The organism is Sphingobium ummariense RL-3 (genome assembly GCF_000447205.1).
Taxonomy (GTDB): domain Bacteria; phylum Pseudomonadota; class Alphaproteobacteria; order Sphingomonadales; family Sphingomonadaceae; genus Sphingobium; species Sphingobium ummariense.
In genome coordinates, this window is record NZ_AUWY01000118.1 from 114,172 (window position 1) to 135,828 (window position 21,657).

Sequence of the window (21,657 nt, forward strand, 5' to 3'; positions counted from 1 at the left end):
GCACGCGCACGCAGAATGCCGGCCCGATGAGAGGATGATCCATGACCTATAGGTTCCTGGCATGCGCCGTTGCGACGCTGCCCTTCACACCCCTGTCTTGCGCCCATGCCCAGACCGCCAACATTACGGCCGATCGGCAGGCAGTGGAGGGGAATATACTGCCTCCGCACGTCGTGACTACAATCGCATCGGCCAATTATCCCAAGCCGCAGGTCCAGTTTTCGCAAGTCCCGCTACCCGAAGGAAAGACGCTCATCGGGCCGCTTGCCCCGCTCAGTCGTTTACTTGCCGACAAGGGTATCTATCTTCGTTTCCTGGCGGTCGACGAATTTGCCGGCAGCGTCAGCGGTGGACAGGGGCGCGGCGTCGGCAACTCCTATGCCCTGCCATTCGGCGCCGATCTCGACCTCGATCGGATGATCGGCCTCAAGGGCAGCTTTATCCATGTGTCGATGAACGTCTCGAAGGGCACATCGCTGTCCGCAGATCATGCCGGCAACGCGATCAGCTTCCAGACGCGATACAAAGCTTTCCAGAATTTGCGGCTCGCGGCGCTCGCGATCGAGCAGAATCTGTTCGACGGCAAGCTCAACATTTCAGGCGGGCGCGTGTCGCCGCTGACCTATTTCAATCAGTCCAACATCTATTGCACCTTCCAGACTAACTCGGTCTGCTTCAACCCGGCGGTCGTGCCGATCCAGGATCGGGCACTCGGTTTCTTTCCCTACGGAACTTGGGGCGGCCGGATAAAGCTGGCGCCGACCAAGGGTTTCTATTTCCAGGCAGGGCTGTTCGAAGCCAATCCCTCGCTCAATTCAACCAATGGGTTCGATTGGTCGACCCACGCATCGACCGGACATCAGACCGCGGTGGAACTGGGCTTCCAGTCATCTTCGCCCAAGGCACGTAGGCCGTGGCATCTGCGCATTGGCGGCTATCACAATACATCGGACGTCACCGATCCCTACCTCGACAGCGATCATCAACCGCGCCTTGCGACCGGGGGCACGCCACTCCAGCATGATGGTCAGGCTGGCTGGTACGTCATGGGCGACGCTGTCACAGGCCACCTCCATGACGACGTCAAGCGGCCGGTGACGGTATTTGGCGGACTGATCGGTTCGACGGAAAACTATGTCCCGTTCAAGGAGCAGGCGATCGCCGGCGTCATCCTCACCGGCCCGCTCGCCGTACGCCCGCGCGATACGCTGGGCCTCGTAGGCAGCTATATCCGGATCAGCGACCGGCAGGTCAATTATCTCCAGGCGTCCCGCATTGCAGCCGGGGGCACCGACCGTGTCCACCGGGGAGAAGCGATCTTCGAACTCAACTATGGCATGGCGGTCGGCCGCAATGTGCGGATCAGCCCCAATATCCAATATGTCGTCAATCCCGACAATTTCCTGCAGCCGCGCGCCAGGAAGCAGTCAGGCGACATATTGGCCTTCGGTCTGCGCATCTCAGTGGATATTGCGGGCTTGCTAGGCATGCCGGCAATGAAGTGACGACCCTTGTCGGACTCTCAGCAGCTAATTTTCACTCCCCAAGTGCGGAAGGTCCGCTTTCTCGGCGGCTGTCGACCAATTGCAGTCATAGCCCCCGTCAGCTGTCCAACTCGAAGGTGGCCGCTCGCTCCCTTTGGCTTCGAAGGATTGAAGCGGGCGAGATCCAGAAATTCAAGGGGCTATATGCTCTTAGGCAAAGTCGGAGCAAAGGGGGCATGCATTGGAGGCTATGTGCTGACGGTCTGGAACTGTGTTCCCGTTCAGTCATTGCTCGACCCATGGTGAATGAGGTCAAGAGCGTCGACGACATTCTCGATCGCATCGAGGATATCGCAAGGAGTGAGGAAAAGGTCCGCCTCGACCGGATTGTCGAGGCGCTTGGCAACAGAAGCTACGGCCCGTTTCTGCTGATCCCGGCTCTCATCGACATATCGCCAGTTGGCGGCATTCCAGGCCTGCCCACTGCGCTTGCAACCGTGATCGTCCTTGTGGCTGCCCAAATCATGTTCGGGCGAAAGCATCTCTGGCTACCTCGCTTCCTGTCCAAGCGCGGCTTGTCGGTAGAGAAGGCCTGCAAGGCGACGCACAAGCTTCGCGGCGTAGCCCGTTTCCTCGACCGTTGGTTTCACGGACGATATATAAGTCTGACCCAAGGCATATTCGTGAAACTGGCAGCGGCTTGTTGCATCATTCTTGCGCTGACGGTGCCTCCGCTCGAGCTCCTGCCGTTTGCGACCACGGTTCCGATGGCCGCGATTGCTGCCTTCGGGCTTGCGCTATTGGTGCGCGACGGCTTGCTGATGATCATCGCCATGCTGCTGGCGGCCGCAGCACTTGCTCTCGGCGTGGGTCTGCTGGGGGGTGTCGGCAGCTCGCGCCAGCCCGCCAGTTGACGTTCGGAGACGTTCCATGGCGGAAGCCGCACACACTTGTCGCGGTGTTCAGGCCACACGCGTTCGCTAAACCGTGGCCATCGTCCCGATACCCAGGATGAAGATGACGAGTGCGGCGACGGCATCATACCCCATGCGGAGCACCGTTCGATCGCGTCGCTCCAGCAACCCAATTACAAACGCGCCGGTCATCATGAGCGCCACGAGCGCACCCAGTACCTCGAAGATCCCGGCCGTCGCCAGCACCGGTTCGCCGGGGCTGAGCAGATCGACGACGAGCAGCAGCGCAACGTTGAACAAATTGGTGCCGAAAATATCGCCCACTGCGAGCTCATATCGCTCGGTTCGCACCGCCGCAGTGACCGAACTCAGTTCGGGAAGGGACGTGGCGAAAGCAACCAGCAGAAATCCGACCATCCCCGAAGACATGCCTATCTTACCCGCGATACCGTCAGCAGATAGGGATAGCAGCGCGCCAGCGGTCAGAATCAGAGCGCCAAGCAATGCCAGGCCGAGCAGCAAGCGACCTGTCGAACGCGGATCGGGGTCACTCTCCTTCGATCCGGTCTCATCGTCTTCGGTGCGTCGCCACACATCGCGATGCTCGAAGCCGGACGAAATCCGCATTGCGAACAGACAGGCCGCGGCCACCCCGACCGAACCAGCGCCTATGCCTGCGATTGCGTAGTCACCCCACAGCACCACAGCGGCTACCGCGCTGAGAAGCATCATGCCGAGCACGCCCTGCATCAGCGTTCCTGGCTGTGCAGCGGCCCGCGTCAGCGCGTCGCGCCCGAACACCACATCCGCTAGCACCAGCAGCAGCACGTTCACCGCCGCGCTGCCGAGCAGATTATTGACCGCGAGCGTCGCATCGCCGCTCAAGGAAGCGGTGCTCACCGCGGCGAGCTCCGGCAGCGACGTGATGCCGCCCAGGAGCAGCATGCCCGCAAATGCCTGTCCCAATTCGAAGCGTCGGGCGACCTCATCGACATGCGCCGTCAGCCGCGTTCCCGCCCACCATACGATGACGGCGGCGATGGCGAAGAGTGCAGCGAGCGCGGGGAGCGGCAGGCTGGCGGCGGTCTCTGTCATCGATTTTCTCCAAACAGATGAGGGATCAACGCCGTCAAAGCCGGTCCGTCACCGTGCTCCGCAGCAACGCCCGTTCTTGAAGGAACTGGCTGCTCTAAGACGCTCGGCGGCTTCCCGCCTCAGCCGCTGGAACGATGCCTTCGGCGAGCAGCCGATGCAGCGCACCCACATGGCCGCTATCGCGCGCAGCATCGGATTGCGAGGTCATGACGACGGTAAGTGCGAGGCCCGGCAGCACGTAGAGCATCTGTCCGCCATAACCCCAGGCAAAGCGGACGGGATGGCCGCGGACATCGCCCAGGAACCAGCCATAGCCATAGGCATTGCCGCTCCAGGGCGAGGTGGTGCGCGGCTCCCAGCTTTCCCTGATCCATCGGGCTGGCACGACCTGGCGCTGGCCGACCTTGCCCCCGTTGCGGTACAGTTCACCAAAGCTGGCAAGATCGCGGGGCGACATCAGCATGTCGTTACCCCCAAAATAGATCCCCTGCGGATCGCGCGGCCAGGGTGCGATGCGGATGCCGAGCGGCGTGCCGAGCCAATCTTGGGCAAGTTGCTGCGTGGTGCGCCCCGACGCCTTCGTCAGCGCCGCCGAGAGCAGGTGCGAACTGCCGGTGGAATACAGCATCCGGCCGCCCGGTACTTCGACGAAGGGGCGCGACAGTGCATAGCGTACCCAGTTCGGACTCGACACCCAACGGCCATAATATTCCCCGGACGTTCGTTCCAGACCGGCGCGCATCGAGAGCAGATGGCCGATGGTCACTTGGGCAAGCCGGGGGTCGGGATCGGCTGGCGCGTCCTGCCGCAGGATCGGCAGGATGGGCTGCTCCGTGCCAGTCAGGACACCGCGATCGATGGCAATGCCAGTGACAGCCGAGAGGATGGTCTTCGAGGCAGACTTGATGTTCACCGGGCGATCGAGCGCCGGACCGCCGTTGAAGCGCTGTTCGACCAGCGTTTCACCATGACGTAAGATTACGAGCGAACGCAGCCGGGGCAGTTGCCGTGCCTGCTCGATCGTTCGTGCGAGGTGTGTGGGATCAAGCCCGCGCGTCGTGACTTTCGGTGCTTCGGTCCGGTCCGGCGAGCTCGAAGGCGCTTGTGCTGAGCAACTGGCGAGTGGAACGCCGAGCAAGGCCGAAGCCAGCAACGTGAGGCCGAGCGGACGTCGCTTCATTGCAAATGGCATTACCGGCTAACGCCCCACATTCAGTCAGGCTCCCGCCTCTCGCGCTACGCCGCCGTTGCCGGCAGTGCTGGATGGATGGTCAACGAAAGGGAGCCCTGCCGTTCCTAGCCTCGCGCACGATCCTGTTCACACAAGCAGTGCCGGCAGCGCCTGCCACACGATCGCAACGCCACCGACGCCCATCCCCAGCAGCGCAACCGCCCGCACCCAGCTATCCGTGGCTGTCTCTATTTCGATCCGTCGCGCTTTGAAGGCCAGAAACGCAATCGCGCCGAGGCAGGCGAGCGTTATCAACATCGTCAGGGTGCGAGCGAGGGGGGGCGTCAGGAAGACGCTTGCCATGATGTAGAGCGTGAAAAAGTGCACCGCCCAGATGACGAGCCCACCAAGCAGGAATGCCCAGGTCCGCACGACTCAGCCGCCGACCGCGCGGGTCAGCACCGCGGTCAATGCGCCCTGACCGGCGGTGTAGATCACCCATAGCACGCACAGGTCGAGGCTGTTGTTGTGCGGCCGAACGATCATGCCGCGGCTGTTGCGGGCCGAGATATAGCCGGCCATCAGCAAACCGATCGCCGCAAGCATCGCCTCGAGGCCGAGCAGCGCATAGACGGTTGCGCCTTGACCGCTGGCGTCCGGTCTCAAGCCGGAGGCGATCCAGCTCCACAGATCGGCGCCGATCCCCGTGGCGAGCGCGATCGCGCCGCACAGGAACAGCACCCCGGGTGTCCAGAGCTCGGTCGCCTCGCGCGCCAGCATATATCTTGCGAGCCATGCCAGCCCCGAGGCAGCGCCATAGGCCGGCAGAACCATCGCGAGCGACCAGAGGTCGGCCGGCGCAACCCAGAAGCGCGGCTGGACGCCATAGAGATAGAAGAAGCTGAACACGCCCATCACGAAGATCATGCCGACCACGATCAGCAGGATCATCATCGCCCACCAGCCATGGCTGTCCGGTCCCGTGACATAGGTCGGCAGGCGGATGCCGGCACCGACATCGACGTCCGGCTCCTTCACTAGCCGGTCGGTGTCCCATAGCCAGCGCAGCACACAGATTACCGCCAGGATGCCGCAGGCGAAGGATGGTATATAGGCCTGGACTGTCAGCAGGATGAAGAAGCCGGCCGTGAACACCGCGCCAAGGAATGGCCACGCCGAGGGACCCGGCATGATCTGCAGATATTGCGGTTCGGCGCGCAACGGGCTGGTGATGATCGTCTCGCGCAGGCCGGTGGCGGAGCCAGGCAGGAAATAGCGGCCTGCTTCGACATCTTCCGCGAGCTTGGGATCGTCCCATAACGGTTCGCGGCTTTTGACCACGGGGATGCTGCGCGTCGAATAAAGCCCTGTCGGCAACCATTCGAGCGTGCCGCCGCCATAGACGTTCCCCGCATCACTGTCGGTGGTAAAGCGGAAGTTGCGCGCGACATCGATCAGGAATGCGAGCACGCCGGCAGCCAGCGTGAATGCGCCGACGGTCGAGATCATGTTGATGACCTCCCATTCGCGTCCGGGCAGATAGGTGTAGACGCGGCGGGGCATGCCCATCAGGCCCACCAGGTGCATCGGCCAGAATGTCACCTGCATGCCGGTGAACATCAGCCAGAAGGCCCATTTGCCCAGCTGCTCGGACAAGGCCCGGCTGCTGGTCATCGGGGTCCAGTAGTAGAAGGCTGCGAACATCGGGAACACCATGCCGCCGATCAGCACATGATGGAGGTGCGCGACGATGAAGTAGCTGTCGTGCGCCTGCCAGTCGAACGGCACCATCGCCACCATCACCCCGGTGAGACCGCCGATCACGAAGGTGACGATGCCGCCCAGGAGGAAGAGCGTCGGCACGTTGTAGCGCGGTTTGCCCACGGCGAAGGTTGCGATCCACGAGAAGACCTGGATGCCGGCGGGCACGCTCACCGCCATGCTGGCGGCGGAGAAGAAGCCGATCGACAGGTTGGGCATGCCCGTCGTGAACATGTGGTGCGCCCATACGCCGAAGCTGATGAACCCGGTGGCCAGGAACGCCAGCACGATGAGGTAGTGGCCGACCAGCGGCGTACGCGTCATCGTCGCCACCATCATCGAAACCAGGCCTGAGGCTGGCAGGAAGATGATGTAGACCTCCGGATGCCCGAAGAACCAGAACAGGTGCTGCCACAACAGCGCGTCGCCCCCGCGGGTGGGATCGAAGAATGGCCAGTTGAACGCGCGCTCCAGCTCCAGCAACAGCGTGCCGAGGATCACTGACGGAAAGGCGATGATGATCATCACGCCGAACACCAGCATCGCCCACGCGTAGATCGGCATCTTGTCGAGCGTCATGCCCGGCGCGCGGGTGCGCAGCACGCCGACCACGATCTCGATGGCGCCGGCGATCGCGCTGATCTCGATAAAGCCGATGCCGAGCAGCCAGAAATCGGCGTTGATCCCGGGCGAATAGGTGATGCTCGTATAGGGTGGATACATGAACCAGCCGCCGTCCGGCGCCAGGCCAAAGAACAGCGACGTGAAGAAGCATAGCCCGCCGACGAAATAGGCCCAGAAGGCATAGGCGGACAGGCGCGGGAAAGGCAGGTCGCGCGCCGCCAGCATTTGCGGCAGCAGCAGCACCCCAATCGCCTCGACCATCGGCACGGCAAACAGGAACATCATCACTGTGCCGTGCATGGTGAAGAACTGATTGTAGGTGTCCTGCGGCAGCACGCCCTGGAGCGGCAGCGCGAGTTGCACGCGCATCACCAGCGCGAGGATGCCCGCGAGCAGGAAGAACAGGAACGCGGCGGCGACGTAGAAGAAGCCGATATAGTTGTTGTTGACTGCGGTCAGCAGCTGCCAGCCCCTGGGCGCGCACCAGATCCGCTCCAGCTCCTCCAGCTCACCTTCGGGCCGTTCGCCTGGCGTCGGGAAGCGAGCGTAGAGCGCCGGGTCGAACCCGGTTTCCGACTTCACTTCCGCGCCTCGAGATAGGCGGCGAGCGCCTGAAGGTCGGCGGCGGAGAGCGTCTTGTAGGGCGGCATGCGGTTGCCCGGCTTGATCGCCTGACTATCGCCTATCCAGCCCGCCAGAGTACCGCGATTGTTGGGCAGGATGCCGGCGCCGAGCGAGCGGCGCGAGCCGACATGGGTCAGGTCCGGACCAGCCATGCCGTTGGCTTCGGTGCCCGCGATGCGATGGCAGGCCGCGCAGCCGGTTGAGCGGAACAGTTGCCGCCCGCGTTCGTCGGGAACCGGGCGTGGCGCGCGTCGCGCTGCCATCATGCGATCGAAGGCCGCGGGCTCGTGCGCGATCACCACAAACCCCATGAGCGCATGCGGCCCGCCGCAATATTCGGCGCATTGGCCGGCAAACACCCCGGGCCCGTCCGCCTGAATCGGCAACGTGTTGCGGCGCCCCGGGACCATGTCGAGCTTGCCTGAAAGCCGCGGCACCCAGAAGCTGTGGATCACGTCGTTCGATTCGAGCTCGAGCAGCACCGGACGCCCAGCCGGAATGTGCAGCTCGTTGGCGTCCAGCATGAACGGTCGCCCCGAGGGATCGAGATAGGCGACACGCCACCACCACATCTCGCCGGTGATGCGCACCCGCATCGCATCCTGCGGCATTGGAGCTGTCAGGTGACGGGTGAGCGTCAGACCATAAACCAGGAGCGCCGTCAGCACGACGACCGGAAAGCCGATCCCGCCGATCCAGATCGCACGCGTGCCGCCGAGCCTTGCCTTGAGTCGCCCGCTCCCGCGCAGCGCGATCCACAGCGCGGCGATCACGACCGCAAGCACCGCAACGAACATCGCGATCAGCACCCAGGCAAGGGTCGTGATGGAACCGGCATAGGGGCCTGCGGGGTCAAAGACGGCGAAGATCGAGCCGCTTGTCATCTCAACGCTTGCCTGAGGCATAGAGATAGGCGGCGACATCGCGCGCTTCGCCATCGGTGAGCGGCATCGCCGGCATGGTCGTGCCGGGCAGCGTTGCCGGTGCGTTGCGCACATAAGCGACAAGCAAATCGGGACGGTTCGGCAGCCGCCCTGCGATCAGCCCCTGATCGGCAAAGCCCTCGAGCGAAGGGCCGCTTTGCCCCTGTGGCCAGCGCAGGCCCGGAACGACATGACACGCGCCGCAGCCGGCGCGCACGATCGCCTGCTTGCCGCGCACCGGATCCGCCTGCGGCATGTGCTGCGCCTCGTCGGGCGGCGGCTTGCATCCCGCGGTCAGCAGCAGGGGCAGCAAGGCGCGGACCGTATGCAATCATCCCCCCTTTTTGGCGTGCCGGCAGCGTTTCACCTTCGGAACCATTGCGGGACGGCAGCGGTTCCATCCGAGATGGATTTCCGCTCAACATCGGCAGTCGTGCTGCTCGCTGCTGGGCTGGCCGCCTGCGGCTCGGTGGAACGCGGGGCGGCGGACCAGTTCACCGCCACGGGCGAGTTGATCGCACTGAGCGGTGGCGATGCCGGGGCGCCGAATGCGTGTGTCACCTGTCATGGTCTAAACGGAGAGGGTAACGGCGCGGGCACGCCGCGGCTCGCCGGCCTCGACCGCGGCTACATGACCGCGCAGCTCGAAGCCTATGCAAGCGGTCGTCGCCGCCATCCCGAAATGGAATCGATTGCGCGGAAGTTGACGGCGGTTCAGCAGGATGCGGTGTCGGCTTACTACGCCCTGCGGCCCTACGTGGCGAACGTTGCGCGCCCCGCCGGCACAGTTGAAGCGGTCAGGCTTTATCACCATGGTGATCCTGCCCGGCGGCTTGCCGCCTGTGCTGCCTGCCACGGGGTTCATGGCGAGGGCGCCGGCCCGGCCAACCCGCCGCTCGGCGGCCAGCCTTCCGCTTATCTGGCCGAGCAGTTGGAGCAGTGGCGTCAGGGTGCCAGGCGCAACGATCCGCAAGGCGTGATGCTGCGCATCAGCCAGGCGCTCTCTCGTCGCGAAGCTGCGGCTCTCGCGGGTTATGCTGCGTCGCTTCCCGGGGATCCTCCGCGTCCGGGATCTCTGGCAGCATCCCCCGCAGCACGTCGTGACGATCCCAGAAATGGTGCTTCAACGCCGCGCCGACATGCAGCGGAATGACGAGCAGCAGGGTGACCACGAGGATCAGATGGATATCCTCGGCCAGATCCATGATCCGCCAGCGCGTCGTCAGCGGCAGTTGGTCAAATGGCAATTGCGGCCAAGGCACCACACCGGCGAGGTACAGCGGCCCCGGCTCGGCAATCGAAGACCACATCGCCCAGCCGGAAAGCGGCAGCCCGAAAAAGGCGATGTAGAACACATAATGCATCGCATAGGCGATCTGAGTCTGCCAACCCTGCCGATCGGCGTCGTTCTCGGGACCTGGGATCATCAACCGCCAGCCAAAGCGCGCGATCGCCAGCAGCAGGATCGGCAATCCGACCGCGCTATGCACTTCATAGGCATGCAGCTTGTCGCCGCCGGCCGGCAGCCAGCTCGAATAATAGCCCCAGCCGATCTGGAACATGACAAGGAACGCCATGATCCAGTGGAAGGCGATGCCTACCGGCGAATAGCGGCTGCGTTCGGTGTGGGTCCGCGCCCATTTGCGCAACGCACGGATCATGCCGGACGGGACGTCGCGGCCTGCTCTGCCGAGAACCAGCGCGCCAGGATGGTCAGCGCTGCCGCGAGGTAGAGACCGGCGCCGGGCGCCCACATGATAAGCCCGGCCAGCTGCTGATCCTCGAGCGGGCTCAATCCCCAGGCGAGTGGCGCCAACGCGTGCGGCGCATAGAATGGCGTGGCGGAGAAGGTGAGTAACGCACCGAGCAGCCCCATCTGCACCATCGTCGCGAGCAGGGCGAAGATCGCGCCGGTGGGCGGCGCCGCGCGTACTGCACGCCACAGCGCGAGCGCGGTCAGCAGCAGGCTGGCCTGCATCAGCCAATAAACGGCATGGCTGGACAATGCCGCTTCATAGGCGGGTGGCGCATGCCACAGCCAGAGGGTGGCGGCATGCACGCCTGCCCACAAACCCCAGCCACCCGGTACGCTCCGGACGGGCAATGCCGCTGCAAGCAGCGGCGCGGCAAGCGCTGTCAGCGACAGATGATGCACGGTCCGGGCGGAAAACAGGGCTGAAGTCAGTGCGCAGAAGGGCGAGACAAACAGCAGGAACAGCAGGGCCATTGCCAGCACGAAGCGCCATCGCAGGGCGGGCGAGGCAGCGCTGAAGCGCAACCCCAAAAACGCCGCAATGGTCAGCGCGCCGAGGAGGATCGGATCGAAATTCCAGCGCGCGGCAAGCTCCGCCGGCAATGGGGCGGCGCCGCAATAGGGTATCCAGACGGCGCTTTCGCTCAATGTTCGACGCCCCTCCGACAAATCTGCCTCAACCGGAACCGATCGGAGCGGGGTCGGTTCCCCTGCGCAAGGAGACTCCCATGCCGCAAAGCGATGTCCTGCGTCCGCGAAACCGTTCGTTGCTGGCAATGGTGGTCGGTGCCCTCCTCGTCCTGGCCGGTCTGGTGCTGGCGATCGGCGGCACTTGGCTCGTGTTCCTGGGCGGCTCGCCTTTCTACCTGCTCGCCGGTGTGGGGCTGACCGTGGCTGGCGTGCTGTTGATCCGCGGCAGGGTGCTGGGCGTGTGGGTCTATGTTGCGACCTTCCTGCTGTCGCTGGTCTGGGGCCTCGCCGAAGCCGGCACCGACGGCTGGGGCCTCATCCCCTTCGTCGCTGGACCTGCCATCCTGCTGATCCCGACGCTGTTGATGCTGCCGATCCTGCAGCCGGAACGCTGGCGCTGGCGAATGCCGCTCGGCGCGATCGGTGTCGTGTTCGCCGTGCTGGTGATTGCCGGCTTCACCCTCTCGCGCATCAATCAGCCCGAATCAGGCGCGCTCCCGGCGATGATCGCCTCGACCATCGCCGATCCATCCCCGCTCCGTCCAGGAACCGACTGGCCGGCCTATGGCGGGAGCTACGCCGCGCAGCGCTATTCGCCCCTTGGGCAGATCACGCCCGGCAATGTCGGTCGGCTCGAACGCGCCTGGGTCTATCATACCGGCGACATGCCGAAACGCGATCCCAAGGAAAGCAAATACGGTGCCGAGACGACGCCGCTCAAGGTCGGCGATACGCTTTATCTGTGCTCAGCAACGAATATTCTGATCGCGCTGGATCCGGAGACCGGCAAGCAGCGCTGGCGCTACGATCCGCAGGTCTCCGACGCGTACATCCCCTATACAGCAGCCTGCCGTGGCGTCGCCTATCATGCGACTCCCGGCGCAGCGCCGGACACGGCATGCGCCGCCCGCATCCTCGAAGGCACGCTCGATGGCCGACTGATCGCGGTGGATGCGCGGACCGGGCGCCCCTGCGCGGATTTCGGCACCAATGGCGCGGTCGATATCAAGCGTGGCATGGGTCAGGTCGAACCCGGCATGGTCTCGATCACCTCTCCGCCCACCATCGTGCGCGGCGTGATCGTAACCGGTCACCAGGTGCTCGACGGGCAGAAACGCAGCGCGCCCTCAGGCGTGATCCAGGGCTTCGACGTGGTGACCGGCGCTAAGCGTTGGGCATGGGATATGGTCAACCCGCAATGGACCGGCGATCCACCCGCTGGCCGCGAATATGCCCGCGGCACGCCCAACATGTGGACCATCGCCAGCGGCGACGAGGCGCTTGGCCTCGTTTACCTGCCGATGGGCAACAGCGCGGTCGATTACTGGAGCGGCAGCCGCAGTCCGCAGGAGAACGCCTTCTCGACCTCGCTCGTCGCGCTCGACGTGACCACCGGGCACCCGCGCTGGCGCTTCCAGACGGTGCGCCGGGACGTGTGGGACTATGATCTGGGCGCGCAGGCGACGCTGATCGACTTCCCGAGCGCTGCCGGCGCGGTGCCGGCGCTGGTGCTGCCGAGCAAGCAGGGCGACATCTATGTCCTCGACCGCCGCACCGGCCGGCCGCTGTTCCCGGTGCAGGAGCGCGCCGTACCGCGAACCGGCGTCGAGCCGCAGCTGCGCAGCCCGACCCAGCCCTTCTCGAGCTATCACACGCTGGCCTTCCCGCAGCTGGAGGAGCGTGACATGTGGGGCATGTCGCCGATCGACCAGATGATCTGCCGCATCCAGTTCAAGCGCGCCGAGTATCGCGGGCCATACACGCCGCCCACGGCGCACAAGCGCTTCGTGGAATATCCCGGTTATAATGGGGGGACCGACTGGGGCGGGATCGCGATCGATCCGGTGCGCGGCGTGATCGTCGCCAACTATAACGACATGCCGAACTATAACCGCCTGGTGCCTCGCGAGGAGGCTGAGGCGGAGGGCTTCCCCGCCCCGCGCGGCGAGGCGCGCGGCGGCGACATGGGCGAGGGCGGCCATGGATCAAGGGACCCGCAGGCCGGCACGCCTTATGCCATCTCAGTCAATCCCGGCTGGAGACTGCCGCTCACGGGCCTGCTCTGCAAACGTCCGCCCTATGGCGGCATCCGCGCGATCGACCTGCGCACCGGGCGCACCATCTGGGATCGGCCGTTCGGCACGGCCCGCCGCAACGGACCCTGGGGTATTCCTTCGATGCTGCCGATCAACATCGGCACCCCCAACAATGGCGGCGCGGTGGTAACGGCGGGGGGTGTCGTCTTCATCGCCGCTGCGACCGACAACCTGATCCGCGCGATCGATTTGCGGACCGGCAAGACGCTGTGGCACGACACACTGCCGGCCGGCGGTCAAGCGACGCCCGCCGTCTACGAGGTGAACGGCAAACAGTATCTCGTTATCATGGCCGGTGGCCACCACTTCATGGAAACGCCAATCGGCGACGCGTTGGTTGCCTATGCACTGCCCGACTGATCACTAGATCCTGCAGCCGCCAAGCGTGCGTGCGTTCGCTCTATAGGGGGCACGTCGTAATCGCGCGCGTTTTCGCAGGTTCGGTGCAGCGACCGCGCATACGGCCAGGGATCAGCGTGTCTAGAACGGAAAGAAGGTACGGATCGCTGCAATCGCGACGGCAAACGTGATCAGGTTCAAGGGCAGCCCCACCCGGACAAAGTTCATATAGCGATAGCCGCCCATCTGATAGACGATGACGTTCGTCTGATAGCCAAAGGGCGTGGCGAAGGCGGCGCTGCCGGCTATCATCACCGCGACGATGAACGGGCGAGCGCTGACGCCGAGGCTTTCGGCCAGTGCGACCGCCACCGGCGTTACCAGTACCGCGACAGTCGCGTTGGACAGTAGCTCGGTCAGCACCATCGTCAGCGCATAAAGAATGATGAGCGCGGCCAAGGGACTGATCCCGTCCAGGCTGCCGATTAGCGAATTGGTCGCCGCAGCCGCTAGCCCGCTTTCCTCCATGGCGATGCCGATCACGACCATGCCTGCGATCGGGATCAAAATTTCCGGTCGGAGACCGCCATAGGCCTGATCGGCCGAGATCACGCGCAGCAGGATCAGGAGTACCGCGCCGGCGAACGCGGTTGCGGCGATCGGTGCGACCTCGAGCACTGTCATGACGATGGCGCCGACGAACACGGCATGCCGGACGTTCAGCAGCTAATTTTCACTCCCCAAGTACGGAAGGTCCGCTTTCTCGGCGGCTATCGACCAAACCCAGTCGTTTACAACAGACACCATCATGTCCGATCTTTACAGAAGCTGCCGAAGTTAGGCGTCGACGCGGCCTTTCAAATTTGCGGCCTCTACCGCGTCGACCGCGCTCATCCCTAAATCAGCTATTCGCGCTGAAAGCACTGCCATCGTGACGTGGGCGCGCTTGTATTCCTCGGACCAGTACGTCTGCCCATGCGCAATCGCTAGGCCCCAGCGGATTAACTGCTGACGGAACCAAACATCACGTTGGCGCGTATATGGCGAAACGAGGACAGCATGATGCGCCACCGATTGCAGCATCAGACGCTTCGGCCTCCTGGAAGTTGGCGTGCGGCGTGATGTTCGAGATGCCAGCACCTCCGCCGGTCGTGCAGGAGGTTCTGCGCGCCGGCTGCCGGGGGGACGCCCTGTGCGAGGCGCGGGCCGCTCCAAACAGCCCCACGCAAAACACCGATGGACCCACGCGGCGGGTCGGCCGCTCCAGTATTCCCGAAGGTGGCCCCTCCGGGCTCCAGGAAGAACAACTTTCCCAAAACACCAGCAGCAAGGATCCTACTATCCTGCATGACGCGGACGGTCTCAGAGCGCGCTGGTACCTTCAGGGCGGCCTGAACCTCGTCAGCGAATCCGATCTGTTCTGGAATTTCGCCTCAGTCTACGCGCCAAACGCAAATTTCAATTCGGACCAGACTTGGCTGGAGGCATATGTGAAGCCGGGCATCGGCTTCGACAAGACGTTTTCCAATGGCAATGTGCTTTATGGCAAGGTCTCGGCTGTCGCGTCGCGGACCTTGGGAACCGATGCATTCGATGCGCGAAACCAGGGAGCCGTCACCCTTGAGGAAGCCTATCTGGGGTACCGGACCCTCGACAAGGCCACAAATTTCGCCGTGTCGCTGGGACCGCGTGAATTGAGTTTGGGTAGCGGGATGTTGATCGCCAACGGCGGTAGCAGCGGCTTCGAGCGGGGTGCGCTGAAGTTTGGCCCACGCAAGGCCTGGCAGCAAGCGGCCATTGTGCGCCTGTCGAACGGCCATAAGACACTCACCGGCTTCTTCATCGAACCAAACGAACTCCCTTCCAATGACGGGGGTAACCAGTTGGCAGGCGCCGACGTCCGCTACGGCGCGCAATCCGGCGACTTTGCCGGGGTCACCTACATAAACGTGCTTCGTTCGAGATCCCCCTACGTCCGAGCGGCTGCCGGTGGCTTCGGAGCGCCCACGATCCTCGAGGGCGGCCGAGACGGGACGAATGCGCTCAATTTCTACTTTCGGACCAGTCGGAAGGAGGGTGCCCTCCGCAACTGGTCCGTCACCGGAGATTATACCTACGAATGGAACAACCGGATCAACATGACCGCATGGGCCGGACGCGCTCAGGTCGGATACACGTTCGCCGAAACGAAATGGACGCCATCGCTCACCTACACGTTCAAGATGTTCTCCGGCGACGATCCGACAACAACCAAACTGGAGCGGTTCGACCCTCTTTACTACGAAGGGTCACCGGGCAAGTGGGCTACCGGATCAAAGTCGTCGATGGTCTTCATCAATTCCAATTTGCGGGCGCACGAAGTGGCGCTTGCGGCGCAACCAACGCGGCAAGACGCGTTCACCCTCCGCTATGCGCACATCAGTGCCAACAAGCTCGCGAGCCCAATCCAGTTCGGCCAGGCCACGCGTCTGATTTCAACTCCCAGCGGATTCAATCTCATTGCAGGCGTCACCAAACATCACCTCTCTGACGATGTGTTTCTGGAATACAACCACATCTTCAGTGCCAACCTCTTCCTCACCGCTGGGATAAGCGCATCCTTCCCTGGCGCGGGCATCAAAGCGTCGTTCCCAGGTAGCGCACCCACGTGGACAGGAGGATTCGTCAATGTTGTGGTCAATTATTAGGGTTTCGCGTTCTGCGGTCGTTTGGCCCTTCTTCGCCGCCTCTCTCACTACCCCCAGCCTTGCGCAGGAAAGGGAGAGTTCGCCGACACCGCCATTGTCTGCGGAGGCTTCGGACCCGCGCGTGATGGGCTGGATGCAGGGGTTCCCGCCCCCGAAGGACAAGATCATAACGCAGCCGGACTCCGTCTATTTCAGCTTCCCGCGACTGCGGTGGTCTGTATGCCATCTCCGGCAGCTTCTCCCGACGACGGAAGTCAGTCGTGGCCTGGGGGCTCCAGTACCGCTCACCTATGTTTCCGCACAGGAACGCGAGCGGGAGGAAAAGACGATCGATGCGCTGACCTTCACCACGCTGGACACGGGTAAGACGATGACCTGGGAACAGAGTCTGGCCGCAAACTATACCGACGGAATGCTGATCATCCACAAGGGCAAAGTGATCTACGAACGCTACTCCGGCTGCCTTGGCCCCGACGGAAAACATGCAGCCATGTCGATGACGAAGTCCGTTACAGGGTTGCTGGCAGAGATACTGGTTGCGGAAGGCAAGCTCGATCCGGATGCCCCGGTGACACGGTATGTGCCCGAAGTCGCGAAGAGCGCATTCGGCACGGCGACGGTTCGCGACGTGATGAACATGACCACAGGACTGCGGTATTCAGAGGATTACACCGATCCCAATGCCGAAGTGTGGAAATATGCAGAAGCGGCCAGTCCGTTGCCAAAGCCTGCGGGCTACAAGGGCCCCAACGGGTATTGGGAGTACCTTCAACAGGTTAAACCCGAGGGGAAGAACGGGACGGAATTTCACTACAAAACGCCCAATGCCGACATGGTCGGATGGATCGTCGCGCGTGTGAGTGGAAAATCGGTGGCGGACCTCGCATCGGAACGGCTGTGGCGTCCCATGGGGGCGGAGCAGGACGCGTATATGACCGTTGATGGAACGGGGGTTCCGTTTGCCGGAGGCGGTCTCAGCGCCGGGCTGCGGGACATGGGCCGCCTGGGGATGCTCATCCTGAACGAAGGTGTCATCAACGGAAAGCGCCTGTTCCCGGCCGCAGCGGCGCAGGCACTCCGCGCCGGAGGCGATCCAAAGAAGTTCGGCACGGCATACCCTGCTCTGATCGGCGGCAGCTATGCAGGCCTGTGGTGGATGTATCCGGGCGAAGACAAAGTCGTGGCTGCACGCGGCGTTCATGGGCAGGCGATCTACGTCGATTTCGACGCAGACATGGTCCTGGTGCGGTTCGCGTCGATGCCTGGCGCTTCGAACGGGCTCAATGATCCGACATCGCTCCCCTCTTATCGCGCCGTTGCAGCCTACCTCAAGGAGCGCTGATCGAGAGGTCCGTTGCGAGTGATCCAACTCGCTTCAGTGCGTCTCTGGCTGCGTGCTTATGAGTTTACAGCCTAGTTTGAGCCTCATGTGTTCAGAAGGTGAGGTCAGCTAAAGCAGGTGCCTTGTCCAAAAGCTGCCGGTCTGCCAGCCGCCCATTTGCAATCGATATATCGGTCCGACCGGGCGAACACAGATTGTCGGCTCTTGACAGAAGCTGCCGTCAAACAGTTCGCGCGGGAATGGCGGGTTTGTCCCAGCGCCCGTGGCCAGCTCTCCCGGACACGGGCGCCAGTAGATTCAGATTTCGGTGTTTTCAGCAAGGGCAAGCGCATCCTCCACGTCGATCCCGAGATAGCGCACCGTATTCTCAATCTTGCTATGGCCGAGAAGGATCTGGACAGCCCTTAGATTGCCGGTCGCCCTGTAGATGATCGATGCCTTCGTTCGCCTAAGCGAGTGGGTGCCATACTCGCTTCGCATAAGGCCGACACCTGTCACCCATTCGTCGACAAGCCGAGCATACTGCCGTGTGCTCAGGTGCCCATTGTGATCAACCCGGCTTGGGAAAACATAATCATCCACCGCGCCGCCCCGGCGTTCGAGCCATGCCAGCAAGCTCGCTCGAGCATCCGGCAGCAATTCGATTGAACGGGCCGGCCTGTTTTCTGCTGCATGACGATTGCCCGCGTTCGAATCTGCCCGCCGCTGACAAGGTCGCCGATCTTCATCTGCACCAGGTCGCAGCCCCGAAGCTTGCTGTCGATCGCCAGATCGAACAGCGCCCGATCTCGCAGGCGCCGCCGCTGATTGAGGTAGAAACGGATCTCCCAAATCTGCTTCGGTTTCAGAGCCCGCTTTGCACCCACGGTCCTTCCGGCATTCCAAACCGGGCGCTTCGCTGCGGTGAGTTCTGTTTCAAGCATCTCCATGATCGTTCTCCTACGGCCACGTTGGCCACCTGAAGAACGCTTGCCGGCGAGGATGAGCAGGAGTGGCTTGAGGCTCGTGCCGACCAATTTGTGCCGTTCCGCGGCGGCGCGTTGACGTCTGGTGACGCCCAAACCGTAAGCGTGGTCTGAGGGCCGCAGTGATGATCAGGCCTCGTTGATGGTGTGAGCGGCTTTGCCGGAGGCCCTGCGTTTGGCGAGCGTGGCCATGCGAGTGTGGATTTCGTCGGGGCTGATGTCGTCGGGATCAAAGGGACGCCCATACCATTGCAGCACTGACTTGCGTTCCGGATGGCGCGGCTTGGCCATGGCTTCAAGAAATTCCTCGAAGCCCGGGAGACCGCCGACATCCTCGGGTGGTGCGCGGCGCGCGCCGTCGACGAACCGGGGGTAATGCAAGGCCGGATCGGCGGAGAGAACCTCCTCGATGACGATGCTGTGCCGCCAGTCGTCGCCAAAATCATATGTGTAGGAGAAGGCGGTGACGCCGCGCTCGATGAGCTTGGTGAGCCGCTGGTTGCCGGCGTCGCGGGTCGGCGGGTCCATATAGTCATCGTCGAACCGGATGCCGTAGCTGGCCTCGCCGATATCGAAGCGAAACAGGTGGTAGTTCTCGAACAGCATAACGGCCTGGATCGCCAGATGCAGGGTCTTGAGGCTGTTGGAGATGGGCAGTTCGACCCGCCGCCAGATGGCGGGCTTGATGTCGTCGAGTGTGATGCGAATCCGGGCGATCTGGTCGGTCATGCCGCCATGCTGACGGGCGTGCCGCCGGCTGTCCAGTTCCAGGGCATGAGCTCGTCCCAGCGCGAGGCTGGCCAGTTGCTGGCGATCTTCTCGACGACGTCGGCGATATAGGCCTGCGGCTCGACGCCATTGAGTTTGCACGTCTCGATGATGGAATAGATGGCGGCGGCGCGTTCGCCACCGGCCTTCGAGCCGGTGAACAGCCAGTTCTTGCGGCCGATCGCGATGGACCGGATCGCCCGTTCGGCGATGTTGTTGTCGATCTCGGCGTAGCCATCATCAAGGAAGCGGGTCAGCGCCGTCCAGCGCTTGCGGCCATAGGCGAGTGCCTTGGCCATCGCCGACTTTGGCGACAGGCGACGCAAGGCGTCGTCGATGGCGGTGCGCAAGTCATCGACCAGCGGCTTGCAATGCCGTTGCCGGTGCTGACGCCGAACATCGGGCGGTTGCCCTCGAATATCGGCCTCATGCCGATATAGCTGCGTAATCCGCTCCAAAAGGTCGGTCGTGAGCGGCGTTGGGCTAGTGGCGTGGTTCTCGAAGATCTTGCGCCGGAAGTGCGCCCAGCAGGCGACCTCTCTCACCCGGCCGTCCTCGTAGAGCTTGTCGTAGCCGGCATAGCCGTCGGCCTGAAGGAGGCCGGAGAAGGATTTGAGCTCGGTCTGCGGATGGATGCCGCTGCGATCGGGCGTGAACTTGTACCAAACAAGCGCCGGGCCGGCGACGCCTGAAGCCCGATCATCGACGACATAGGCCCACAGCCTGGCCGTGGCAGTCCTTCCCCTGCCGGGATCGAGCATCGGCACGGGTGTATCATCGGCGTGGATCTTGCCGGCCTTGAGACCTTCCTCGCGGATACGGCTGACGATGGGATCGAGCAGCGCGGCGGCCTGTCCGGCCCAACCGGCCAAGGTCGAGCGATCGATATCGATGCCCTGTGCCGCCATCATCTCGGCCTGCCGATACAAGGGCAGATGATGATCGAACTTGTTCACCACCACATGGGCCAGCGTTGCGAAGCTGGCTTTGCCGCGCGCAATCGCCTTGGGCGGCGCCGGCGCCTGAATGATCTTCTCACAGGAGCGGCAGCTATACTTGGGACGCACGGTTCGCATGACGCGCCATTGCACGGGTAGCACGTCGAGCATCTCGTCGCTGTCCTCGCCCAGCGGGCGCAGCGCGCCGCCGCAATCGGGACAGGTGCAGGTGCCGGCCGCCGGTTCAATACGACGCTCCTCGCGCGGCAGATGCGCCGGCAACGACCGGATCGGTGCCGGGCGTTCATTGCGATCCGCAAAGGACGAACGCGTGCCGGCAAGTTGGGCTTCGCCCTCCAGTTCTTCCAGCGCCAGTTCCAGCTGTTCGATCTGCAGGGACAGCTTCTCGGAGGACTGACCAAAGGTCATGCGGCGAAGCTGGGCAAGCTGAACGCGAAGGGCCGCAATGAGGCTGTCGCGTGCCGCCAAGGCCGCTTCCAGCTCGGCGATCCGGGCGTCCTTGTCGAGGAGGGAAGAAGCAGCGTCCGACACGGCGAACCGCTAGCATAAAGTGCCTCTTTGCGCCACAAAAACAACGGTAATCCGCCATTAGCCGGCCAAACATGGTGCTGCTGTGCGTTCCGGCCGGCGCCAGTCAATGCCCTCTAGCAGCATCGATAGCTGCGCCGCACTGAGGATCACCTTGCCCGTCTTGGTAGTCGGCCAGACGAACTTGCCTCGGTCCATCCGTTTGGAAAACAAACACAGGCCCTGACCGTCATACCAGAGCAGCTTCACCAGATCGCCGCGCTTGCCCCGGAAGGCAAACAGGGCGCCCGAATGCGGGCTCTGCTCAAGCACCTGCTGCGTCATCACCGCCAGCCCGTCGAACCCTTTGCGCATATCGGTCGCGCCACAGGCCAGGAATATCCGGGTGGAGCCTGTGCCCGCAAAGCCGGGGAGCGGGATCATCGGGCAGTCAGGACCGCGAGCACGCGTACCAGCGCATCGGTGTTGACAGATCCATCCACGGTCAGACGTACGCCCGACGGAAGCTCGATCCCGATCTGGCCACATGTGAGCGTCGGTTCAGGTGGCGCTGTGGCCGGCATCGGCGGCCCGGCCACTTCAACTTCGGCGAAAGATGTCAGTGCCGGCAGTTGCACTCCGGTCAACTCGCCCGACATCGCCTGCCGCCGCCATGTGTAAATCTGGCCGCTGCCAACCTCGTGCCGTTCGCAAGCATCCAGGACCGATCCGCCCGAACCGAACGCATCGCGCAGAATCGCCAGCTTCTGCTCCACCGTCCAGCGCCGCCGGCCCGATATCCGGCCAACGACCTCAATCCGAGTGGTCATATGACCGCTCGTATGACTACTCGCCCCATCAGCCTCGCTATCGTCCAAAACCGCCGCTCCCCAAAAGAGCCGCAATCAGCCTATCCTACCGATCTCGCGCAAGGCGGCCTGCTCACCACGCTTAC

The 21,657-nt window shown here is 63.4% G+C and carries 18 protein-coding genes and 3 pseudogenes; 6 read left to right on the forward strand and 15 right to left on the reverse strand.

All coding sequences use genetic code 11. The features are described 5' to 3' along the window. Positions 1–41: 41 nt before the first annotated feature. Positions 42–1,505, forward strand: a complete 1,464-nt coding sequence (locus M529_RS42575; RefSeq protein ID WP_021319332.1) for a carbohydrate porin — start codon at positions 42–44, stop codon at positions 1,503–1,505. Positions 1,506–1,783: 278 nt separating this feature from the next. Beyond that, positions 1,784–2,398, forward strand: coding sequence for an exopolysaccharide biosynthesis protein (locus tag M529_RS42580; RefSeq protein ID WP_021319333.1), 615 nt, complete (start codon positions 1,784–1,786; stop codon positions 2,396–2,398). Between the two features lie 66 nt (positions 2,399–2,464). Here M529_RS42580 and M529_RS42585 read toward each other — a convergent pair whose 3' ends face one another. The 6 genes from M529_RS42585 to M529_RS42610 all read right to left on the reverse strand — a co-directional run bounded on the left by M529_RS42585 (position 2,465) and on the right by M529_RS42610 (position 8,927). Beyond that, positions 2,465–3,493, reverse strand: a complete 1,029-nt coding sequence (locus M529_RS42585; RefSeq protein WP_021319334.1) for a sodium:calcium antiporter — start codon at positions 3,491–3,493, stop codon at positions 2,465–2,467. 94 nt (positions 3,494–3,587) lie between these two features. Further along, a complete protein-coding gene (locus M529_RS42590; RefSeq protein WP_021319335.1) occupies positions 3,588–4,673 on the reverse strand; it encodes a serine hydrolase domain-containing protein in 1,086 nt (361 codons plus the stop codon). A 138-nt stretch (positions 4,674–4,811) separates the two neighbouring features. Next, positions 4,812–5,096: a hypothetical protein gene (locus M529_RS42595; RefSeq protein WP_021319336.1), complete on the reverse strand. Its 285-nt coding sequence runs from the start codon at positions 5,094–5,096 to the stop codon at positions 4,812–4,814. A gap of 3 nt (positions 5,097–5,099) precedes the next feature. Continuing rightward, on the reverse strand, positions 5,100–7,631 hold the full coding sequence (locus M529_RS42600; RefSeq protein ID WP_021319337.1) for a cbb3-type cytochrome c oxidase subunit I: 2,532 nt from the start codon (positions 7,629–7,631) through the stop codon (positions 5,100–5,102). Beyond that, on the reverse strand, positions 7,628–8,557 hold the full coding sequence (coxB, locus tag M529_RS42605) for a cytochrome c oxidase subunit II (RefSeq protein WP_021319338.1): 930 nt from the start codon (positions 8,555–8,557) through the stop codon (positions 7,628–7,630). The genes M529_RS42600 and coxB overlap by 4 nt, the downstream gene beginning before the upstream one ends. A 1-nt stretch (position 8,558) precedes the next feature. Continuing rightward, positions 8,559–8,927, reverse strand: a complete 369-nt coding sequence (locus tag M529_RS42610; RefSeq protein WP_021319339.1) for a c-type cytochrome — start codon at positions 8,925–8,927, stop codon at positions 8,559–8,561. A 75-nt stretch (positions 8,928–9,002) separates the two neighbouring features. Here M529_RS42610 and M529_RS50755 point away from each other — a divergent pair. Beyond that, positions 9,003–9,572 (forward strand): annotated as a pseudogene (locus tag M529_RS50755) (c-type cytochrome); the annotation flags it as partial. A gap of 13 nt (positions 9,573–9,585) precedes the next feature. On the opposite strand, the gene M529_RS50395 reads toward M529_RS50755, so the two are convergent. Both M529_RS50395 and M529_RS42625 read right to left on the reverse strand, forming a co-directional pair. Beyond that, a complete protein-coding gene (locus M529_RS50395; protein ID WP_021319341.1) occupies positions 9,586–10,257 on the reverse strand; it encodes a cytochrome b in 672 nt (223 codons plus the stop codon). Next, complete coding sequence (locus tag M529_RS42625) at positions 10,254–10,997, reverse strand: cytochrome c oxidase assembly protein (protein WP_021319342.1); 744 nt, start codon at positions 10,995–10,997, stop codon at positions 10,254–10,256. Before M529_RS42625 ends, M529_RS50395 begins: the two co-directional genes overlap by 4 nt. 80 nt (positions 10,998–11,077) lie before the next feature. Here M529_RS42625 and M529_RS42630 point away from each other — a divergent pair, with 80 nt between their 5' ends. Further along, complete coding sequence (locus M529_RS42630) at positions 11,078–13,495, forward strand: membrane-bound PQQ-dependent dehydrogenase, glucose/quinate/shikimate family (protein ID WP_021319343.1); 2,418 nt, start codon at positions 11,078–11,080, stop codon at positions 13,493–13,495. A gap of 120 nt (positions 13,496–13,615) precedes the next feature. On the opposite strand, the pseudogene M529_RS42635 reads toward M529_RS42630, so the two are convergent. Both M529_RS42635 and M529_RS42640 read right to left on the reverse strand, forming a co-directional pair. Then, a pseudogene (locus tag M529_RS42635) lies at positions 13,616–14,182 on the reverse strand (SLC13 family permease); the annotation flags it as partial. 129 nt (positions 14,183–14,311) lie between these two features. Continuing rightward, entirely contained in the window at positions 14,312–14,557 is a 246-nt protein-coding gene (locus tag M529_RS42640) for a hypothetical protein (protein ID WP_021319345.1), read from the reverse strand. A gap of 38 nt (positions 14,558–14,595) precedes the next feature. On the opposite strand from M529_RS42640, the gene M529_RS42645 reads away from it, so the two are divergent. After that, a complete protein-coding gene (locus M529_RS42645) occupies positions 14,596–16,161 on the forward strand; it encodes an alginate export family protein (RefSeq protein ID WP_021319346.1) in 1,566 nt (521 codons plus the stop codon). Between the two features lie 94 nt (positions 16,162–16,255). After that, positions 16,256–17,503 (forward strand): serine hydrolase domain-containing protein, encoded by a 1,248-nt coding sequence (locus M529_RS42650; RefSeq protein ID WP_021319347.1) that lies wholly within the window; start codon positions 16,256–16,258, stop codon positions 17,501–17,503. Between the two features lie 297 nt (positions 17,504–17,800). Here M529_RS42650 and M529_RS42655 read toward each other — a convergent pair. From M529_RS42655 to tnpA, 5 genes and pseudogenes are all read right to left on the reverse strand, one after another. Beyond that, positions 17,801–18,432 (reverse strand): annotated as a pseudogene (locus tag M529_RS42655) (tyrosine-type recombinase/integrase). Between the two features lie 165 nt (positions 18,433–18,597). Next, positions 18,598–19,197, reverse strand: a complete 600-nt coding sequence (locus M529_RS42660; RefSeq protein WP_021317575.1) for a plasmid pRiA4b ORF-3 family protein — start codon at positions 19,195–19,197, stop codon at positions 18,598–18,600. After that, complete coding sequence (gene tnpC / locus M529_RS42665; protein ID WP_021317576.1) at positions 19,194–20,726, reverse strand: IS66 family transposase; 1,533 nt, start codon at positions 20,724–20,726, stop codon at positions 19,194–19,196. The genes M529_RS42660 and tnpC overlap by 4 nt, the downstream gene beginning before the upstream one ends. 57 nt (positions 20,727–20,783) lie before the next feature. After that, positions 20,784–21,146 carry an IS66 family insertion sequence element accessory protein TnpB gene (gene tnpB / locus M529_RS42670; RefSeq protein ID WP_021317577.1) on the reverse strand — a complete coding sequence of 121 codons (363 nt, stop codon included), beginning with the start codon at positions 21,144–21,146 and terminating at the stop codon, positions 20,784–20,786. Beyond that, the gene (gene tnpA, locus M529_RS42675) at positions 21,143–21,532 is read right to left on the reverse strand and encodes an IS66-like element accessory protein TnpA (protein ID WP_021317578.1); all 390 of its coding nucleotides are present in this window, start codon (positions 21,530–21,532) and stop codon (positions 21,143–21,145) included. Before tnpA ends, tnpB begins: the two co-directional genes overlap by 4 nt. Between the last annotated feature and the right edge of the window lie 125 nt (positions 21,533–21,657).

Coding starts and splice junctions, on each gene's coding strand:
- M529_RS42590 (WP_021319335.1), bottom strand. CDS start 4,673: ATGAAGCGACGTCCGCTCGGCCTCACGTTGCTGGCTTCGGCCTTGCTC.
- M529_RS42575 (WP_021319332.1), top strand. CDS start 42: ATGACCTATAGGTTCCTGGCATGCGCCGTTGCGACGCTGCCCTTCACA.
- M529_RS50395 (WP_021319341.1), bottom strand. CDS start 10,257: ATGATCCGTGCGTTGCGCAAATGGGCGCGGACCCACACCGAACGCAGC.
- tnpA (WP_021317578.1), bottom strand. CDS start 21,532: ATGACCACTCGGATTGAGGTCGTTGGCCGGATATCGGGCCGGCGGCGC.
- M529_RS42630 (WP_021319343.1), top strand. CDS start 11,078: ATGCCGCAAAGCGATGTCCTGCGTCCGCGAAACCGTTCGTTGCTGGCA.
- M529_RS42580 (WP_021319333.1), top strand. CDS start 1,784: ATGGTGAATGAGGTCAAGAGCGTCGACGACATTCTCGATCGCATCGAG.
- tnpB (WP_021317577.1), bottom strand. CDS start 21,146: ATGATCCCGCTCCCCGGCTTTGCGGGCACAGGCTCCACCCGGATATTC.
- M529_RS42640 (WP_021319345.1), bottom strand. CDS start 14,557: ATGCTGCAATCGGTGGCGCATCATGCTGTCCTCGTTTCGCCATATACG.
- M529_RS42645 (WP_021319346.1), top strand. CDS start 14,596: ATGTTCGAGATGCCAGCACCTCCGCCGGTCGTGCAGGAGGTTCTGCGC.
- M529_RS42585 (WP_021319334.1), bottom strand. CDS start 3,493: ATGACAGAGACCGCCGCCAGCCTGCCGCTCCCCGCGCTCGCTGCACTC.
- coxB (WP_021319338.1), bottom strand. CDS start 8,557: ATGACAAGCGGCTCGATCTTCGCCGTCTTTGACCCCGCAGGCCCCTAT.
- M529_RS42660 (WP_021317575.1), bottom strand. CDS start 19,197: ATGACCGACCAGATCGCCCGGATTCGCATCACACTCGACGACATCAAG.